We start from the raw sequence: 19,104 nt of genomic DNA, 5'->3' as shown, positions 1-19,104 counted from the left end.
CATGCTCAACGTCCTTTATCAAATCGTTCGTTTTTTTACGGAAACGACGCCGGTCCTGAAAGCCGTTTTGGTCCTCGGCACTATCGCGCTCACAATTAGCGGATGGGTGAATTCCCTTTGGGAATCACTCTTTCAGCGCATTGACGCGCTCGTCGCGCCAGCCACTGCCGGCACCTTTGATGTGTCACCGCTTTCGCTGATCAATTACCTGTTCCCCCTGGACACGGTCCTCTCGATGATCGTGACCTATGCCGGACTGAGACTGACGTGCTCAGTGATCCGAGCCATCAAATCGTTCATTCCGACGATCTCATGAACGGGTTAATCGAAATCATCGCGGGAACCCTGGGCGGCGGCAAATCGATGTGCGCGGCCGAACGCGCCTACTGGCACCTGGAACGCGGCGCTTACTGCTTCACGAACGTCGAAATGTTTCCGGACAAAATCGAACAGCGCATGGCGGAACGCGGCTACAAATACGACCCGGAACGCCTTACGATTCTGGACGGAAAATCACTCCGCGACTTTCACCGTCAAATCTCCAGGGGAACCGCTGATTCGCAAGTCCTGGTCATGCTCGATGAAGCACACCTGGAATGGAATTCCCGCGACTACCAAAGTACGCGAAAAGATCCCCGCGACCGGGAAATGCTCACTTTCATAACGCTGTGCCGGAAACTCGATATCATCCTACTGTTCATCACCCAAAGTCCGGAAGACATCGATAAACAGCTTCGCAAAAAAGCGAACCTGCTCTGGATGTGCCGGAACTTCCGGCACTACAAAATTATGGGGCTGATCCCCTTCCCCATCCCTGTGTTTACCCGCGTGTGTTTCGACATCGCGGTCGGCAACGCGAAGCCGGTGAAACAACACTCGGAAGTGTTTCTGCGCCCCTCCTGGGCCTGCGAACTCTACAACTCTGACGCGCTCCTAGGCGAAGCGGCCGATCAGTTCGCCAATATGAAAGTGGTATCGGCTTCGCCCCTGGAACGCATCCCCAAAAGGAAACGCGTCAAGAAACGGAAACCCTCAACCATCGGGTGGGCGGAAGGCCTGCTGATCGTCTCATCATGCGTTCTGTGCTTCGTGTAATCCTCTTCTGCGCCCTCGGCAGTGCGGTAGGTGTGCTGACTCGCTCCTGCATTTATGAAGGCCGTAACGAGCAAGTAACGGCGGTTCAGAGTAAACCTGAACAGACTCCAGACTCCACGGAAGAACCTGCTCCTCCGAGCGTCACCCAAACCGACATTCCAACGGCGAAAGCTCCGGAACTCTGGGTGCGAGGTTATATCGTCAAAGGCTCTCACGTGAACGTGCTCCTTTCGGACGGACGCACGATCACGGAACGCGACGGAGAGCTTGATGACGTCGGCAACGTGATCCGTCCGTTCCTGGAACGCGTGGAGCGCAATTTCGTGGAGCTTCGCGACCTCGGCCGCGTGTGGATCGGTCCGCCACGCTCAAGGAATCAAGTCAGCACAGGCGGGGAGAATTTTAGTTCCTCGGAGAACAAAATTGCGGGGATTTCAACAACAGCGGAACCGAAAACGGTCAACTAATCGGACAAAGCCTCTGCCGCCTGCGTCGCCTCTGAATTTTCACCGTATCCAAACCTCAACCACGAAACAACATGACAATTCACATCATAACCGGTCGGTCCACGAAATCCCTACGCGCTTACTACCTGTTTTCCATCTTGAGGGCTCTTAACCAAGGACTGCCGGTTATTCTGGCAGCTGGAAAAAGCTCAGAGGGCGGTCAGCCTCAATCTCTTTGGCAAGTTCAACGAGTTTCATCTCCATCTCCGAACGAGAAACGGTTGATTTGGGGTAACCATAGAGCGAAAGACCGTCGCCGTTTGGCTGGTCAGAACCTTGGAAATGGGAAATCACGAGCCAATGCGTCGGGTGGTTGTCGAATGCGGCTACCAAGCGAGCTTCGTCGAATTCTACGGCACGCGCAAAGAGGTTGGGGATACCTAGCTGTTTCAAAGCATTCGTGACCGCCGGGTCACCTGGCTTGTCTACGATTATGATGGGGGCGTCCGGGAGGTTTTTAAAGTCGAGGATCATGCGAGTGAAACGCGGAAGACTGAGGGGATATTTCAGGAATCAACTGTCAAGAGTCACGCAATGTCCCCTTCGGCTGGCTTGTCCCCTTCGGCTGGCTCGCAATGTCCCCTTCGGCTGGCTAACAGAGTCAGGGGCTAAATTCGATTGATGGCGCTAAGCTTAATGAATCTCCAGCCGGTCAGCCTGTCCCGCTTCCTGAATCCACCGGGTAAGTTAGTTACCAGGTAAAGAGCCGGCCGAAGCGAAAGAGCTGCTTTAACCTGTTAAGAGTCACACAATTCTCCCCTCGGCGGGCTTACTCGAATTTAGATTTAATATTCATATACTCTGGTAAAAGGGGCCAGTTTCTTTTAATTTTTGGCATACACACTGACAGCCATACAACAAGATTCTGAAGCGGATTTAGGCTGGTTGCTGCCCATTCCTCCGCTTCAGTTCCGTCTTTAAATGTTATACCGAAGTTCGAACGACCATTATAGCAGTTGATCATTGCGGGCTTACCCAGAATGAATATTGCATCAAGGTGACGATTCTTGATATTTCTCAAATTTTTAACAATACTCTTTTCTGACATTCTTGATTCAAAGGCAAAAAGAAAAAATGGAGGACTTTCAGCATATGGGTTCTGCCATGGTTTTTTCATTCGAATTTCGTCACCTTTGTGAACTCTTATCTTTAGTGAGCGAAAATGCTCCGCTTTTGAGATGGAATCCTTCAATTGCGATGTGCCTAGCGAAGCCTTTATTTCACCGGCGGCTAGAATTCCATCAAACAAAAAACTTCCTGGTTCAGAAAGTGGTGCACGAAACGGATGAATCTCGGAAAGCACGACGAAATCGCATTGTGCTGATCGGTTTCCATAGGAATCTGATACTTCTCCATGACCAATTTCCAGATTTCGGGGCAAAAAATCTTTCAAAACTTCTCGAAAGGAAGATTCGAGTGCCGCCCCTTTAATTCCAGAATGACTATATTGTTCTCGAACCTTCTGAAGGTGTGCGTTAAGAGATTGCTCCAAGCAAGCAAAGTAAGTTTCGAGTGCCATTTTTTTAACCGATTAAAATACGAACGCCAATAGACAAAACAATCACACGTTCAAATTTAATGAAACAGACGGACTATCGAATTTTGGGTAGACCCATTGCCAATTTAGCTTTTCAGGGTCACTTGTTGAGTTTGCTACAGCACTAATGTTTTGATCAATCAGATCTTTATTGTTCTCAAGATTTCTTATTTCTTCGGGGGATAAGGTAAATGACTTAGAGCTGCCTAAGATTGCGCATTTTTCGGGAGTTTTAAGTTCAAATGTGGCTCTATAGGTTCCGGCCTTCCAAATGAGCGATTGTTGCGCAAATGTAATTAAGTCACGAACGGCTGCAGTATCCTTTGGTTCACAGGGTGGGTTATTGAGGTTTTTCGTGTGATTAATTTCCTTAACTGCGGCAGGTATTAATTGTTCTTTATCATGAATGAATTTAAGTTCCTGAAATCGTATATGACGTTCTTCAATATCTTTCTCTGAAATTTTTATCGCCAAGACAGATAGTTCCTTTTCAAACGGAATCGGGTTACCTCCTGGGTTTCCCATTTGAAGCATACGGTGAGTGATGCCTTGCCATCCAAAAACTCTCTCGTCACCGGATTCATGACGGATTCTGATTCTAATATCGGATACAACAGTTGCTTTATATTTAACGCTAAAAGCAATGCGTAGGTTTAGAATTGGTCCTAATGACGTAAAACCAATTTCTGGAGCTCGTTCGGTTATGATCGTAATTTCGGGGCGGCTAATAAAATAACGAACAGCGATAAGTGCGTGAGGAAACCAAGCTAGGGCACCTGCTATTGCAATCCATTCGAAAGAAGTAAATTCAGCAATGGCGATGGTGTTCATTGGATGATGGAATTTATGAAATAATAGCCCTCAATTCTCCGTTTCAGCAGAGCGGGTTCCCTTCCGGGAAGGTCACAACGCTTGTTGGGTTTGCACTATTCTCTCCCTGAGAGTCGCTTCTTCATGGGTAACGGGCGGTGAACCGTCAGCAAACCATTTGCGGATAATTAAGGCGCAGTATTCGGTTGGGTTAGAGCTCAGAACAGCTGCATGGTGCCGGAGTTCATCAGCAACATGCGGCGGCAAGGATATCGTAAATCGTTCTTTTTCAGCCACGCACACTAAAACGCACTTTTAGCTGCAATTTGCACTTGAGAATATCGGCAGCCTTTGCTGCTATTTGCTGCGTGATCGAATTCGTCTTCAGACCTACTCGAAAAATAAAAGGGAAACGCACCGTTTCCCGTCTCTGGTCAGGACGCTACGCAACCGAACCTGGTCAATCACCGGTCACAATCGCGTTGGGTGTCTCTGACGAAGCCGTTGCCAGGGCAAAGCTTCATGAAATCATCGTTACGAAACAGCGTGAAGCGGCGGGGCTCATTGCTCCGGCTTCCGAACGGAAAGCGGCGTCTACTCCCCTGCCGGAACTTCTGACGGAATACGAAAGCGATCTAAAGGGGCGCGAACTCGAAGCGGGGCACGTTCGGGATACCGTCCGGCGCATTGAGAAGGTGCTATCCTCGTGCCGGTGGAAGCGGATCGCGGACATCACTCCGGACTCCTTTGTGCGTTACCGGTCGCGCATGGTTGGGGCGGCGAAGACGAAGAAAGAGGCGCAGATCTCAATTAACGCCTTCCTAAATTGGCTCGTGCGTATGGGCATGGCTCCGGTAAATCCCCTGGCTGCTGTCACTCATGTCGATATCCGGGGCAAGGCGGTCCGGAAGAGCCGGGCCTTCATGCCAGATGAATTTGCGCGCCTGTTGCGCGTATCTCGTGGGCGTCGCCTCCCCTACTTGTTCCTAGCTTACACCGGTTCGCGTAAGAATGAGGCAAAACAGCTCAAATGGGCGCAAGTGAAGTTCAACCCGACTCCAGTGGTCACGCTCCAGGCGGAGGACACGAAGAACAGCGAACCGCGTTTGATCCCGTTGCACCCTCGCCTCGCGCAAGAGTTGAGCGAAAAGCGGCCAAAGGACGCGACTCCTGCGCAACGTGTTTTTGATCCCTTTCCCAGTTACGATACGCTGCTTGCGGACTTCCGTCGCGCCGGTATCGAGCGGCGCGACGCACTCGGCCGCGTAGTTCATTTCCACGCCTTCCGGAAAACCTTTCAAACCTGGGGAGCGGCGGCCGGCGTGGGTCAACGGGCGGCGCAAGAAATACTCGGGCATTCCGACCCGTCTTTGACTGCGAACGTCTACACCGACACGACCGCGCTGCAGCTACACGATGAGGTAGCCAAGATCCCTTGGCACGGTGATGCGCATATTGAACGCACAAATACACTCACAAAAGACGCACAAAACCCGCACAAATTGGCGTTTCGCGATACCCTAGCCAAACTAGTGGAGCTTGCGCAAGTGGTTGACTTGGAAGCTATTTCAGAGCTAAAATTCTCTGATAAATTGGCTGCCCGACATGGGTTCGAACCATGACTAGGTGAGTCAAAGTCACCGGTGCTACCATTACACCATCGGGCAGTGATGGGAAGGATTGCGCAGACTGGGAGGAATCCGGCCTCCGTCAAGCGTGTGTTGGCAGGGTTTTTTCAAAAGCTCGCTCGACCATGGCTTTTAACCGGCCTTAAACCGGATATTTCGCGCCCGGTAATCACCTTGAGATGACCGTCTTTTCCCCCATGATGACAAGGCTCCCATGTCGATTGATTCGCCTCCGCCCTCCGCTAAGATTCTTTTCATGGATGATGAGCCGGACGTCTGCCGCATCGGTCGGCTCGTGCTCACCCACTTGGGCTACGACATCGTGATCGTGCACGACGGCGAAGCTGCGATCCGCGAGTTTCAGAACGCCCGCTCCGCCGGGCAGCCATTCGCGGCTGCGCTGCTTGATCTTACCATTCGTGGCGGCATGGGCGGGATTGAGGCCTTACAGCATCTCCAGTCGATCGACCCCTCCTTTAAAGCCGTGGCTTCCAGCGGTTTTTCCGACGGAGGAAACAAGCGTAACTATGCTGACCATGGATTCACCGCGATCGTGCCCAAACCCTACGAAATCGCCACGATGGCCGCGGCTTTGAGCCAAGTCGTCGGGTAACAGCGCCTTTCACCGCGAGGTCGCGGACCCGAAATACCCCCGTTCAGGACGTGCCCACCTATTCGGTCGAAGCGTCGGAGGGCCAACCGACGGGGCTCAAATGCCACGTTTTAACACAAAGTTCTTTGGTCAGAGCAGATTGTGCCGATGCCGTGGGGGAATTCCTCCATCTGTTCCCTGAGTAATGAGCCATATACTCCGTCACCTTGTCCCCGCCACGCGACGTCCTCCCGGAGCGCAGGCGTCGACGTTGCCCGATGACCGGAGGAAACACCGACGCCGACGCCAGGGTGTCGATCTCGCAGTCTCAGCGATTTTGGGCTGGTCCGGGGTCAGCCAACTTCACGCCACCGATGGGGAACCGCCCGCTTATACGCACGTGCAAGCCGCGACCTCGCTGGAGCTCGGTCTCCTGGTGGCGGTGTTTGCCTTGATTTTGCACGCGCTGCGCAATCTCCATCAGCAAAGGGTCCGCTTGCGGGCGAAATTGGCGCAGCCCCCGGGAGGAGAGTTGGCGGACATCATGCAGGCCATCGGCAGCGGGGTCCTGACCATCAATCTTCAGCAGCGCATCACCCATATGAATGGGATCGCGGAAGAACTGACGGGGTGGTCGGCGTTGGACGCTAAATTCCGCACCATCGACGAAGTTTATCATCCCATCCACGAATTCACGCGCGAATCCGCTTTGGCTGAAATCCACCGTGCGCTGGAAAGTGACATGATCGGCACCGTGTCCACGAGTGTAATACTGGCGGATCGCACCGGCACGGAGCATCGGATCCACCAACACGCCGCCCCCATCCGTGATCACGACGGACGGATCACCGGGATCGCGTTGGTCTTTCGCAGTATCACGGTTGAACACCAACTCGCCAAAGAACTCCGCGCCAGCGAGGCCTACAACCGCAGTATCGTCAACAGCAGCCCCGACTGCCTCAAGGTGCTGAGTCTCGACGGCCGACTCGTCTACATGGCCCCCCACGGTTGCCGAATCATGGAGGTGGACGATTTCTGCTCGGTCGAAAACGCCGACTGGCTTTCATTTTGGCAGGGTAACGACCGGAAGTCCGCTCAAGCGGCCGTCACGGCGGCGGCCAGCGGTGGCTTCGGCCGTTTCCGCGGGTTCTGCCCGACCGCCAAAGGTTCTCCGCGCTGGTGGGATGTGGCCATTACGCCAATCCTCAACGAACAGGGTGAGCCCGAAAAACTACTGGCGGTGTCTCGCGATGTCACCGCGGACCGTGAGTCGCAAAACGAACTGCGCACCGCCAAGGAACAACTCGATCTTGCGCTGGAAGCTGCGCGCGCCTGCACCTGGGACAGTGATCTGGTCGCCAATCGCATTACGCTCGATGCCGGATGGGCAAAGATGCTGGGGCAGACACCGCAACGCACGGTCACCACCATTCGGGCACTCATGTCGGAAACCCATCCGGACGATCAACCAACCGTGATCGCAACCGTCCGGGAAACGGTCAACGGCGTCACCGACGACTACGTCCTTGAGCAACGCATTAAGAATGCCGCCGGCGATTGGATTTGGTTGCTGAGCCAGGGTCGGGTCATGGCCCGCGACGAACACGGGAAAGCGATTCGAATCCGCGGGACCAACACCGATATCACGGACCGGAAAAAAATTCAGGAAAATCTCAATCAGTTCATCACGACCCTGGATCACACCCAGGACTGCGTGTTTATTTTCACCCCCGACACCCTGCGCTTTTCCTACGCGAACCAAGGCGCGATCAAGCAGGTGGGATTCACCAGCGAAGAGCTGCTGCAGATGACCCCCCTCGACATCAAGCCCGACTTCACCGAGGCCCGTTTCCGTCAAATCATCGCTCCGTTGATCGCCGGGACCCAGCCGTCCGTGACGTTCGAAACGCGCCACCAGCACAAATCCGGCAAGGTGGTGCCGGTGGAAATTCTCCTGCAATATGTTGCTCCCACCGGCGAGCCCGCCCGATTCGTCGCCGTGGTCCGCGATATCACCGAACGCAAACGGGCCGAAAACGAGATTCGGGAACTCAACGAGAACCTTGAACTGCGGGTCGCCGAACGCACGGCCGAGATTGAGCAGGCACTCACCACTCTCGACTTCACCGCTGATGCCACGCTCGTGACCGATGCCGAGACCCTCAAGTTCGTCTACGCCAACCAAGGCGCCGTGCAGCAGTTGGGCTATTCACGAGAGGAGCTTCTCACCATGTCGGCGTTGGACATCAATTCCGAATACGACAGCAGTTCAATGGGGGCGCTGCTCGCCCCGCTGGTCCGCGGCGAACAAAAGATCCTGAAGGTCACATCCCGCCATCGTCGCCGCAACGGGCACGAGTTTCCCGTGGAGATCAATCTGCAGTTGGCGGTGATGGAAGATGGCACGCGCCGGTTCATCGCAGTGGCGCGCGATATCAGCGAACGCGTGCGGTCGGAGAGTGCCATGCGTCAGGCCCTGGCAGCTCTGGATGCCACCGCGGATGCTGCTCTGGTGTCAGTGCCCGGCACCGGGAAATATTCCTACGTGAATCAAGGGGCGGTCAATCAACTGGGTTACACGCGGGAAGAGCTACTCGAAATGTCGCCCCTCGACATCAACCCCGAATTGGACGAGTCGCGGCTGCAAAATATCTTTGGCAATCTCGAGCAAGATGAACGCGAAGTCATCAGCCTCACCACCCGGCACCGACACAAGGACGGGCATACCTTCCCGGTCGAAATCAATGTGCAAATGGTGAAGTTCGAAGACGGCCGACACTGCTTCGTCGCCGTCGCCCGGGACATCAGCGAACGCATCAAATCGGAGGGGGAAATGCGGCAGGCGCTCGCCGCATTGAATGCGACGGCAGATGCCGTGCTCTTGTCCAACCCATTCGGCACCGGCTCGATCAACTTCAGCTATGTGAACCAGGGCGCGGAACAACAGCTCGGCTATTCCCGTGACGAATTGCTCGAGATGTCTCCCTTGAATATCAACCAAGGCATCTCGGAATCCGGCTTGTGGGAACTTTATAAAACCTTCCAACGCGGTGAGCTTGAAATTCTAAATTTCACAGCGAGTCATCGGCACGAAGACGGCCACGAGATTCCGGTGGAAGTGAACCTGCAGATGGTGAATCTGGAGGACGGGCAAACGCGTTTCATCGCGATCTCCCGCGACGTCACGGAGCGTCACCAAGTGGAGCAGGCCTTGATTGAGAACGAGGCCCGACTGCGCTTCTTCAACGAACTCGGTGAAGCCACCCGGGCCCTCACGGACCCCAAAGCCATCATGGCCACCGTGGCGCAACGCTTGGGAGAATTCCTCGGCGCTTCCCGCTGCGCCTACGCGGAGGTGCAACCAGACGGCGACACGTTCACGGTCGACAACGATTTCACCCGAGACTGTCCCAGCATGGCAGGCACCTACCAGCTATCGACGTTCGGCGAACGCACCGTGAACGAGTTGCTCGCGGGTAAAACCCTGGTCATTCGCGACGCTCATGCCGAAATCCCCGCCAACGGTGGAGTCAAAACGTTTGACGCCATCAACACCCGGGCGGCCATCTCCTGTAGTCTGATCAATCGAGATGGTCTTCGTGCTTTGATGGCGGTGCATCAGACCACGCCCCGGGATTGGACTCCCAGCGAAGTCACGCTCGTGCAAGAGGTGATCGATCGGTGCTGGGCCACGATCGAACGCGCCCGCGTGCAACAGGCTTTGGCCGTGAGCGAACGTTTCGTCCGGGCCTCACTCGATGCCTTGTCTTCTCAAATCGCCGTGTTGAACACCGACGGAAAAATCGTGGCCACCAACCGCGCGTGGAACGCTCTCCACGAGAGCTCCAATCCATCACTCGCTGAAATCGGGGAGACGGCAAATCTGCTGGATTACTGTGATCGCGCCGCGACCGCGGGAAACACCGACGCGCTCCTTGTGGCGCAACTCATTCGCGAAGTGATCACCGGTCAGCGCTCGAACGCCCACTACGAATACGCTTCCCGGCCAGTCGGCCACGAGCATTGGTTCCTCTGCCGCATCACGCGCTTTTCCGGCGACGGTCCCGTCCGTGTCGCGGTGGCCTTGGAAGACATCACGGCCATCAAGCAAGCGGAGGAAGCCGTTCGCAACCTCAACGCCGACCTCGAAGCACGCGTCGAACAACGCACCGCTGAACTCTCCGCCGCCAATCAAAAACTCGACCAGGCTTCCCGACTCAAAGACGAGTTTCTCGCCAACATGAGCCACGAGCTACGCACCCCGCTCAATGCGATTCTCGGTCTGAGTGAGGCCTTGTTGGAGCAGGGCGTCGGCGAGTTCTCCGAACGCCAGATAAAATCGATCACCACGATTTCCAGCAGCGGCACCCACCTGCTGGCCCTGATCAACGATATTCTCGATCTCTCCAAGATTGAAGCCGGCAAGCTGGAGCTGATTCCCGACCAAATCGATCTGCCCTCTTTTTGTGAGAGCTGCATGTTGTTCGTGCGGACGCAGGCGATGCACAAGCAGATCAACGTGAGTTTTGACGGGCATGACATTGAGGGGGCTTTCTACGCCGATCCCAAACGCCTGAAACAAGTGCTGGTGAATCTCCTCACCAACGCGGTCAAATTCACGCCCGAAGGTGGCAACATCGGCCTGCGGGTGGAATCTTCCCCGAGCGCGCAACGGGTCAAATTTACGGTGTGGGACGACGGTATTGGCATCACCGCCTCCGACCAATCGAAGTTGTTCCGAGCGTTCACCCAACTCGATTCCGGGTTGGCCCGGGCGCAGGAAGGCACCGGTCTCGGCCTCGCCATGGTGGCCAAACTCGTCGAGCTGCACGGCGGCAGTGTGAGTTTGGAAAGCACCGTGGATCAAGGGAGCCGGTTCACCGTGGTCCTGCCCGTCGGCGTCGCGCCCGAAGCCGAGGAGCCGATGTCGGCACCGGCATGCCTCCCCGCTTCCGGGCCATCCCGTGCGATGGATTCGTCGGTCGCTCCGCGTATCCTTCTGGCCGAGGACAACGAGGCCAATATTCAGACCTTGGGCGAGTATCTGGAATACCAGGGCTTCTCGATGCACTACGCCCGCAACGGCATGCTCGCGGTGGAAGCCGCTCAGGAACTGCAACCCGATTTGATCCTCATGGATATTCAGATGCCGGTCATGGACGGTCTGACTGCGATCAAAAAAATCAAAGCGCACGAGGACATCAAAAACATCCCCATCATCGCCCTCACCGCGCTGGCCATGCCCAATGACCGGGAGCGTTGCCTGATGGCCGGGGCGGAGGACTACCTCAGCAAACCCGTGAGCTTGCGGGCCCTCATGGTCCTGATCGACAAGATGTTGCCGGCGACCGCCTCCCCCGCCGAGTCCGGAGAGGAGCGTCCTTGAACGTTGTAGTTAATTTTTGGCGACAAAGCAGGATTCAACCGTCCGGTCTTGATCACGGATCGGACGTCCACGCCCCTGCCGAGCCCGCGAACATCCTGCGCGCAGCCGCCCGTTTCACGATCGCGCTACTGGCGGCCACCGGCGTGGTGGCCATGCCCTCGGCTCCGGAAGGCGTCACCGAAGTCGGGGCACCGGGTTTCGTTTTGTTCGGCCCCGAGGCACTCGGCCTGAGCAGTCCGGCCACCGACCTGCACATCATGCCCGATGGTCGCATCCTCATCGTGTCCCAACGCGAGCTGACTTTTGGCGATGGGGTGAGATGGGACACGTTTCGGCAGTCTGAAGATCAACTTCCCATTCAATCGTCGGTAGCGGTGGATCATGATGGCAGCATTTACACCAACATCACGGGCGGGTTCGCGCGGATCGAGATGGATGAAAGCGCACACTGGCGCATCCGAAGCGCCGTGAGTTTTCCGGAGATTCCGGGATCGCAGAACATCAATCTGGTTTCAGTCACCCAAGTGGCCGACGCTTGGTATTGGTATGGCGGCAACGGAGCCATCGTTTCCTGGCGGCCGGGACAAGCGGTGCGCTATCTGGCGAATCTCGGAGCCATCGAGCGGGTCTTCGAATTCAACGGCGAAATTTTCCTGAGCGATGAATCCTCCGGGAAGCTCAGTCGCATGCCCCGTGATTTCTTTTCCAAGCCACAGCACGACACCGATCCTTCGGTGAGCACAGGGGTGACATGCGCTGTTCCATTCGATGAGAATCACCTTTTGGTCGGAACCGGGGGCGACGGATTGAAGCTGTTCGATGGCACTTCGTTCCGCCCCCTCGGCCCGCCCGGACTCCTCCGAGACAAGCACCGGATCACTGATCTGTGCGCCACCGACAACGGCAATTTTGCGGCCTCCATCGACACCGTCGGCATCGTGTTCTTCAATCGCGACGGTCGGGTCCTGCAAGTGCTCGGTCGCACCCTGGACCATCGACTGGCGCGAGTGCGGAAACTCAAATACGCCGCCAACGGCGTGCTTTGGGCCCTGATGAACCATGGCGTAGCCCGGGTCGAATACCCGTCGGTCACCTCAGTCTCAAACTTTGAACCGCTGCTGGAAAGTGGATTGACCTACGCGCAACCCTTGCGCCACGGCGGCCTGCTCTGGGTGCTCGCCGACGGGCGCGGCATGCGAGGGATCTACGACGCCCAGGGACGGCTTGAGCGGTTTGTCGACGACACCCCACCCGGCCAATATCTTCACACGTTGACGGATGTCGACGGACAGCTTTTCGGTTCCAATGAACAGGGAATCTACATCTATGAGCGGAACCGCTGGAGCTTGGCGATCGCGGGAGTTCAGAACGCACGAATCGACGTCGCTCGCTCGGAACCGGGAAAACTCTTCTACGTCGCCCGCGGTGAATACGGTTGGATTGAGCGTCACGACGACGCATTCATCGCTCACCAAACAAAGGCTCCCGAGTTGAACGACAGCTACAACTGCGCGATCGACGCAAACGGCATCGGGTGGCTTGAACTCGGCGTGCGAAAAGTGGCTCGATTCGATCCACACGGCGCAGCGCCCTCGATTGAAATTTTTGGGGCCGAACACGGTCTCACCAATGGCTGGGCGGAAATCTACGTTCTGGATGGGGTCGCCCGTTTCCATCTCACCAACCAAGTCTATCGGTTCGATGAGGACCGCCAATATTTCGTGAGTGACACCACTCTGCTGGAGGAGCTCCCGGCCCTGGCCATGGCCAATGGCCGTCCCGCGACCGACGCCTTCGGTCGACTTTGGTTCACGCTAAACGGCGCAGCCCATGTCGTTGATCGTCAGGCCAAGGGAGCAAATCGGAGCGCCCGGGTGATACCGGTGGCGTTGAACCCGACCAGTTACACCATGGAGGACAATGGGGTGGTATGGATGTTTGAACGACGCCGTCTCGCGCGCATGGATCTGCGAATCCCGCCGCCCGCCCCCCGGCCGATCCATGCCCTGATCACGTCTCTGCAATTCTCCTCGAGTGGTCGGCAAATATTCGGCCCCGGGGATAAAATGGACCCGATAGACTTTATCGACAATTCACTCGTATTCAATTTTGCGGCGCCGGTAAATCCCTTCGCCACGCCCGTCACCTTTGAGGTTTTGCTCGAAGGCACGGGCATGAAATGGACGCCCGCCGGTGCCATCGGTTCCGTGTCCTTTAATCGCCTCAAGGAAGGTGACTATGTCTTTCGCGTGCGCCCTGTGGTCGGCGAGTCCACCATTGGCACAGAAGCCCGGCTCGCGTTTTCGATTCGACCACCCTGGTTTCGCACATTCTGGGCCTGGGCGATTTACGTAGCAGCCGCCCTTGGATTAATCGGAGCGATCGTGTGGTTCAGTTCGTTTTTGCAACGCCGCGAAAACGAGCGACTGGAACTGCTGGTGGCTGAACGCACCGGCAAACTTCACGCCTCCAACGCCAAGCTCGAACGCCAGATCACGCACACCACCGCTCAATCGGCCGCCTTGTTCGAAAGCGAAGAGCGTTACCGGCGTCTCAACGCGGAACTGGAAACCCGCGTCGAGAAACGCTCCGACGAACTGAAAAAAGCGCACGAGGAACTGATGGTCGCCTCCCGCCACGCCGGCATGGCCGAGGTCGCCACCGGCGTGCTGCACAACGTCGGCAATGTGCTCAACAGCGTGAATGTATCCGCCGCCCTGGTGCGCGAATGCCTGCGCACCACGGTGCTGAGCAAACTCCAACGCGTGGCCGACATGCTTCGGGTTCGAACCAGCGACATGACGGCGTTTCTGACCACGGATCCCAAAGGTCGCCTGATCCCCGCCTTCATCATCCAACTATCCGATCAATTGACCGCCGAACACGCCACCATGCAGCGCGAACACGAGCACCTCGATCGCAACGTCGAGCACATCAAAGGTATCGTGGCGATGCAGCAAAGTCATGCGCGCGTGTCCGGCGTGCTCGAAAAATTGCAGCTGAACGAATTAATCGACGACGTCGTGCAGATGCACGAGCTGGGGTTGAAGCGACACCACATCGAAATCGTGCGCAACTACGCGAAGGTTCCTCTCCTGGTGGCGGACAAACACAAGATCCTGCAAATTCTGGTAAATCTGATCCAAAACGCGAAACGCGCGATTCGGGACCGCGGCGTAGACCATGGCCGTATGGAGCTGCGGATCGACTCCCCCGCATCGGGCCGGATCCACGTGTCGGTCACGGACAACGGTGCCGGTATCAGCGCCGATAATCTGACCCATATATTTTCCCATGGTTTCACCACCCGCCGCGATGGTCACGGATTCGGTCTGCACAGCGGTGCCAACGCCGCTCGTGAGATGGGCGGCTCCCTCTCCGCCACCAGCGACGGTCCCAACCAAGGAGCCACGTTCACGCTCGAACTTCCCCTGACGCCCCGAGAGTCCAGTCATGAGTAACGTCCCTCCATTTGACCATCGACGCATTCTGGTCGTCGACGACAACCCGGCGATTCATGCCGACATCCGCAAGATCCTCTGTCCGGAAGGCAAGCTGGACCCTTCGTTCACCGCCCTGGCGGCGGAGATATTCGACGAAGCCGTCGTGGGGCCGGCCCGGGCGGATTTCGAAATTGAATCCGCCTTTCAAGGTCAGGAAGGTCTGCAGATGGTGCGCGCCGCCATCAGCCAAGATCGGCCCTTCTCCCTGGCTTTCGTCGATGTGCGCATGCCCCCTGGTTGGGACGGCATCGAAACCATCTCCCATATTTGCAAGGAGCAACCCGATCTCCAGATCATCATCTGCACGGCTTACTCCGACTACTCGTGGGAAGACATGGTGCGGAAGATCGAGCACTCCTCGAACCTGGTCGTGCTCAAGAAGCCCTTCGACAACATCGAGGTGCTGCAAATGGCGCACGCTCTGACCGAGAAATGGCGCCTCAACCAGCAAGTTAAGCAGGACATCTCGGACCTCGATCGCATGGTGGCCCAGCGCACGAGCGAACTGCGCGATTCCAATGAAAAACTGCAGTTGGAGAGTGCGGAACGTCGGAAGGCCGAGGATGACGTCCGCACCCTCAACGCCGACCTGGAGCAACGTGTGCAACAACGCACCGCGGAGCTCTCCGCCGCCAATCGGCAACTGGACCAGGCGTCACGACTCAAGGACGAGTTCCTCGCCAACATGTCCCATGAACTGCGCACCCCGCTGAATGCGATTCTCGGACTGAGCGAGGCCTTGCTCGAACACACCGGTGGCGAGCTCTCGCCCCGCCAGGCCCGATCCATCGGCACGATCTCGACCAGTGGGCAGCATCTTTTGGCGCTCATCAACGACATCCTGGATCTTTCCAAAATCGAAGCCGGCAAACTCGATTTGAACTCCGAGCCGCTCGACCCCACCGAATTCTGCGAGAGCTGCCTCGCGTTTGTGCGCACGCAGGCGATGCACAAAAACATCCGTATCACGTTTGAATCTCGCGACGACGGAATCAAAATCGCCGCCGACCCCAAGCGGCTGAAACAGATCCTGGTCAACCTGCTCAGCAACGCCGTGAAATTCACGCCCGAGGGCGGTGAGATCGGATTGGTCGTATCCGTGCCGCCCGAGGAAGATGCCGTGCGCTTTACGGTCTGGGACAACGGCATCGGGATTTCCCCCGCGGATCAGCCCAAACTGTTTCAAGCGTTCACCCAGATTGATTCCGGACTCTCGCGCGCTCAGGAAGGCACCGGTCTCGGTCTCGCCATGGTCGCAAAACTCGTGGAACTGCACGGCGGCAGCGTTACCCTGGAAAGTGAGCCGAATCGAGGTAGCCGGTTTATGGTTACACTGCCTTCGCCCTCGGCCGAAGGCCTTCCCGCCCCCGTCGGCACCGTGGCCCCTTTTGCCCACGCGCCGGCCATTCCGCGCGCCTTTCGCCGCGCCTTGATCATCGATGACGATCCCAACGCGAGTGAAATTATTGAGCGCTATCTCACCGAGTTTTCCATTACCACGATTCTACATGTGCGCGGTGAACAATCTGTCGAAGTCGCGCTCAGCGAGCGGCCTGATTTCATACTCTTGGATATCATGCTGCCCAATGAGAACGGATGGATCGTTCTCACCAGATTGATGGAACACCCCGGCACGCGGAACATCCCCGTCATCATCACGTCCATCATTGACGAACCGAGAAAGTCCCTCGCGCTCGGCGCCGTCGCGCATTTTACCAAACCCGTGACTCGCGAACAGCTCGCAAAATTTTTGCACCGCGATCCGCATCGTGCGTCCCCTTCGGAGTCTTCCCCTCCGTCGAGCGCCCCTTCGCCAGGTCCGGTCGTCCTCCTGGCGGAGGACAATGAGGCCAACATCCAGACCGTTGGTGACTACCTCGACGACAAGGGTTACGTGATGCACTACGCCCGCAATGGACTGCTGGCCGTCCAAGCTGCCCGCAGGTTCCGGCCCGACATCATCCTTATGGATATCCAAATGCCGGTCATGGACGGATTGACCGCCATCAAGGAAATTCAAAGTGACCCCGCGTTGCGCCACATACCCATTATCGCCCTCACCGCCCTGGCCATGCCGGAGGATCGGGAGCGCTGTATCGCGGCCGGGGCGACGGACTACCTCAGTAAGCCGGTGCGGTTAAAAAAACTCGTTGCCCTCATTGAAAACCTCCACCCGGAAACTCCTCCGACCAACCCATGAGCACCTCCGCCCCACCGGCTACCATGGTGTCTGACTATCAGCCCACTTTCGCTCGCTTCGCCACGGTCATCAGCATGCTCGCGGTGGCGGTCGGAAGTCTCGTCATCATGGGATGGCAGTTCGACATTCCCTTCCTCAAGAGCCTCTCGTCGGGGTTGGTGACGATGAAGTTCAACACGGCCCTGAGTGTCTTGTGCTCCGGGCTGGCGCTGTGGTTTCTCCGCGATGAAACGGCCCCCCGCCGCTCCCACCGCATCGGGACCGGCTGCGCGCTGGTCGTCGTCATCATCGCCCTGCTCACGCTCGCTGAATACGTATGGGGATTGAATCTGGGCATCGACGAAATCATCTACCGTGACCGGGGCACCGATCCATCGACCGGCTTCCCCGGCCGGATGTCCGCCGCCACCTGCCTTGGCTTCGTTTGTTTCGGCGCCGCTTTCCTGACCCTCAACATTTCCGCGCGGCGGCAGCAACCCTCCCAGATGTTTGCGCTGGTCGGACTTCTCATCGGGTTGCTGGCCTTTCAGGGCTACCTCTTCGGAGTCCAGTCACTGTATCGATTCTTCATCTTTTCATCGGTGGCGTTCCACACCGCGGTCGTTTTCATTCTCATTGGCTTGGGCATCCTGGCCGTCCGACCAGATCGAGGCATTGTCGAGACCGTATCGAGTCGATGGCTCGGCGGTTTTTTGGCCCGCCAAGCGCTGCCCTGGATCGTCGGCGTTCCGATCATCGTGGCCTGGATCAGACTGCAGGGCGAGAAAGCCGGCTACTACGACACCGCCATTGGTTTGGCGATTTTCGCCACCAGTAACATCATCATTCTGGTGCTGATCGTGGGCGTGACCGCCCGGAGACTGAACCGTCTCCATCAAGAGTCGGAAAGCCGCAACCTGGAGAACCTGCGGTATGCCGCAATGGTGGAGTCTTCGACCGACGGTATCGTGGGTAAGGGACTCGACGGGGTCGTCACCAGTTGGAATGCCAGTGCCGAAAAAATATTCGGCTACACCGCCGCAGAAATGATCGGTCAACGCTTGATGCCGTTGATCCCCGCCGATCGTCAGCACGAGGAACAGGAGGTGCTGAACCGTATCCGCACAGGCCAGGAAATTGATGTTTTTGAGACCGTGCGGCAGCGCAAAGACGGGCAGCTCGTGGACATTTCCACCTCCGTTTCGCCGATCAAGGACACCTCCGGGGCGATTGTCGGCGCCACCGAAGTGGCGCGCGATGTCACGGCCATCAAACAGGCGGAGAAAGCATTGATCGACCTCAAAGCGGCACTTGATGCCCACGCCATTGTCGCGATCACCGACCCCCGTGGAAAGATCACCTACGTGAACGACAACTTCTGCGCGCTTTCACAATACTCCCGCGAGGAACTGCTCGGACAGGACCACCGGCTCATCAATTCGGCGCACCATGACAAAGCATTCATCCGCAACCTTTGGGAAACCATCACCAATGGCCTGATCTGGCAGGGTGAGATCAAGAACCGGGCCAAGGGCGGCGCTTACTACTGGGTGGATACGACGATCGTGCCGTTCCTGGATTCCTTGGGTAAACCGACGCAATACATTGCGATTCGAACCGATATCACTGCCGGTCGCCGCAACAAAGACGCGCTCGAAGAAGCGCACGAGGTTCTGCGCAAACGCACGGCGGAACTCGAATCGTTCAACCGCATCATGCTCCACCGCGAGCAGCGCATCATCGAGATGAAGGACGAGGTCAATGCCCTGAGTGCCGAACTGGATCGTCCTCCCGCTTACCCTCCGGTCTGGAAGAACCCCGACGTCTCTCCGCCCCCCACCGCTGAGGAGGCCGAATCATGACTCCTC

12 protein-coding genes and 1 tRNA gene are annotated in these 19,104 nt (G+C 57.0%); 9 read left to right on the top strand and 4 right to left on the bottom strand.

Annotated elements, in window-relative coordinates; all coding sequences use genetic code 11:
- Window position 1: 1 nt before the first annotated feature.
- The 3 genes from PXH66_RS03290 to PXH66_RS03280 are packed head-to-tail and all read left to right on the top strand — an operon-like array spanning window position 2 to window position 1,562.
- Entirely contained in the window at window positions 2-316 is a 315-nt protein-coding gene (locus PXH66_RS03290; RefSeq protein WP_330932219.1) for a hypothetical protein, read from the top strand.
- Window positions 268-1,095: a zonular occludens toxin domain-containing protein gene (locus PXH66_RS03285; protein ID WP_330932218.1), complete on the top strand. Its 828-nt coding sequence runs from the start codon at window positions 268-270 to the stop codon at window positions 1,093-1,095. The genes PXH66_RS03290 and PXH66_RS03285 overlap by 49 nt, the downstream gene beginning before the upstream one ends.
- Window positions 1,074-1,562: a hypothetical protein gene (locus PXH66_RS03280; RefSeq protein ID WP_330932217.1), complete on the top strand. Its 489-nt coding sequence runs from the start codon at window positions 1,074-1,076 to the stop codon at window positions 1,560-1,562. The genes PXH66_RS03285 and PXH66_RS03280 overlap by 22 nt, the downstream gene beginning before the upstream one ends.
- A 165-nt stretch (window positions 1,563-1,727) precedes the next feature.
- Here PXH66_RS03280 and PXH66_RS03275 read toward each other — a convergent pair whose 3' ends face one another.
- The 3 genes from PXH66_RS03275 to PXH66_RS03265 all read right to left on the bottom strand — a co-directional run bounded on the left by PXH66_RS03275 (window position 1,728) and on the right by PXH66_RS03265 (window position 3,969).
- Window positions 1,728-2,075 (bottom strand): hypothetical protein, encoded by a 348-nt coding sequence (locus PXH66_RS03275; protein ID WP_330930400.1) that lies wholly within the window; start codon window positions 2,073-2,075, stop codon window positions 1,728-1,730.
- A gap of 295 nt (window positions 2,076-2,370) precedes the next feature.
- Window positions 2,371-3,120, bottom strand: a complete 750-nt coding sequence (locus PXH66_RS03270) for a DUF6602 domain-containing protein (RefSeq protein ID WP_330930399.1) — start codon at window positions 3,118-3,120, stop codon at window positions 2,371-2,373.
- A 42-nt stretch (window positions 3,121-3,162) separates the two neighbouring features.
- A complete protein-coding gene (locus tag PXH66_RS03265) occupies window positions 3,163-3,969 on the bottom strand; it encodes a hypothetical protein (RefSeq protein WP_330930398.1) in 807 nt (268 codons plus the stop codon).
- A gap of 347 nt (window positions 3,970-4,316) precedes the next feature.
- On the opposite strand from PXH66_RS03265, the gene PXH66_RS03260 reads away from it, so the two are divergent.
- The gene (locus tag PXH66_RS03260) at window positions 4,317-5,570 is read left to right on the top strand and encodes a site-specific integrase (protein WP_330930397.1); all 1,254 of its coding nucleotides are present in this window, start codon (window positions 4,317-4,319) and stop codon (window positions 5,568-5,570) included.
- Here PXH66_RS03260 and PXH66_RS03255 read toward each other — a convergent pair.
- Window positions 5,542-5,615: transfer RNA gene (locus PXH66_RS03255), tRNA-Gln, on the bottom strand. The genes PXH66_RS03260 and PXH66_RS03255 overlap by 29 nt on opposite strands.
- A 217-nt stretch (window positions 5,616-5,832) precedes the next feature.
- On the opposite strand from PXH66_RS03255, the gene PXH66_RS03250 reads away from it, so the two are divergent.
- From PXH66_RS03250 to PXH66_RS03230, 5 genes are all read left to right on the top strand, one after another.
- Window positions 5,833-6,189: a response regulator gene (locus tag PXH66_RS03250; RefSeq protein WP_330932216.1), complete on the top strand. Its 357-nt coding sequence runs from the start codon at window positions 5,833-5,835 to the stop codon at window positions 6,187-6,189.
- Window positions 6,190-6,373: 184 nt separating this feature from the next.
- The gene (locus PXH66_RS03245) at window positions 6,374-11,554 is read left to right on the top strand and encodes a PAS domain S-box protein (RefSeq protein WP_330930395.1); all 5,181 of its coding nucleotides are present in this window, start codon (window positions 6,374-6,376) and stop codon (window positions 11,552-11,554) included.
- Window positions 11,551-15,015: an ATP-binding protein gene (locus tag PXH66_RS03240; protein WP_330930394.1), complete on the top strand. Its 3,465-nt coding sequence runs from the start codon at window positions 11,551-11,553 to the stop codon at window positions 15,013-15,015. Before PXH66_RS03245 ends, PXH66_RS03240 begins: the two co-directional genes overlap by 4 nt.
- Window positions 15,008-17,257, top strand: coding sequence for a response regulator (locus PXH66_RS03235; protein WP_330930393.1), 2,250 nt, complete (start codon window positions 15,008-15,010; stop codon window positions 17,255-17,257). The genes PXH66_RS03240 and PXH66_RS03235 overlap by 8 nt, the downstream gene beginning before the upstream one ends.
- A complete protein-coding gene (locus PXH66_RS03230) occupies window positions 17,254-19,098 on the top strand; it encodes a PAS domain-containing protein (RefSeq protein ID WP_330930392.1) in 1,845 nt (614 codons plus the stop codon). The genes PXH66_RS03235 and PXH66_RS03230 overlap by 4 nt, the downstream gene beginning before the upstream one ends.
- Window positions 19,099-19,104: the final 6 nt, after the last annotated feature.

Source organism: Synoicihabitans lomoniglobus, assembly GCF_029023725.1.
Taxonomy (GTDB): Bacteria; Verrucomicrobiota; Verrucomicrobiia; order Opitutales; family Opitutaceae; genus Actomonas; species Actomonas lomonigloba.
Note: the sequence above shows the minus strand (reverse complement) of the source record. Positions and strands in the feature narration are given on the sequence as shown.

Excerpts from the sequence above, each read along its gene's own strand:
- PXH66_RS03280 (WP_330932217.1), top strand. The coding sequence starts at position 1,074 with ATGCGTTCTGTGCTTCGTGTAATCCTCTTCTGCGCCCTCGGCAGTGCG.
- PXH66_RS03265 (WP_330930398.1), bottom strand. The coding sequence starts at position 3,969 with ATGAACACCATCGCCATTGCTGAATTTACTTCTTTCGAATGGATTGCA.
- PXH66_RS03230 (WP_330930392.1), top strand. The coding sequence starts at position 17,254 with ATGAGCACCTCCGCCCCACCGGCTACCATGGTGTCTGACTATCAGCCC.
- PXH66_RS03235 (WP_330930393.1), top strand. The coding sequence starts at position 15,008 with ATGAGTAACGTCCCTCCATTTGACCATCGACGCATTCTGGTCGTCGAC.
- PXH66_RS03250 (WP_330932216.1), top strand. The coding sequence starts at position 5,833 with ATGGATGATGAGCCGGACGTCTGCCGCATCGGTCGGCTCGTGCTCACC.
- PXH66_RS03270 (WP_330930399.1), bottom strand. The coding sequence starts at position 3,120 with ATGGCACTCGAAACTTACTTTGCTTGCTTGGAGCAATCTCTTAACGCA.
- PXH66_RS03245 (WP_330930395.1), top strand. The coding sequence starts at position 6,374 with ATGAGCCATATACTCCGTCACCTTGTCCCCGCCACGCGACGTCCTCCC.
- PXH66_RS03275 (WP_330930400.1), bottom strand. The coding sequence starts at position 2,075 with ATGATCCTCGACTTTAAAAACCTCCCGGACGCCCCCATCATAATCGTA.
- PXH66_RS03290 (WP_330932219.1), top strand. The coding sequence starts at position 2 with ATGCTCAACGTCCTTTATCAAATCGTTCGTTTTTTTACGGAAACGACG.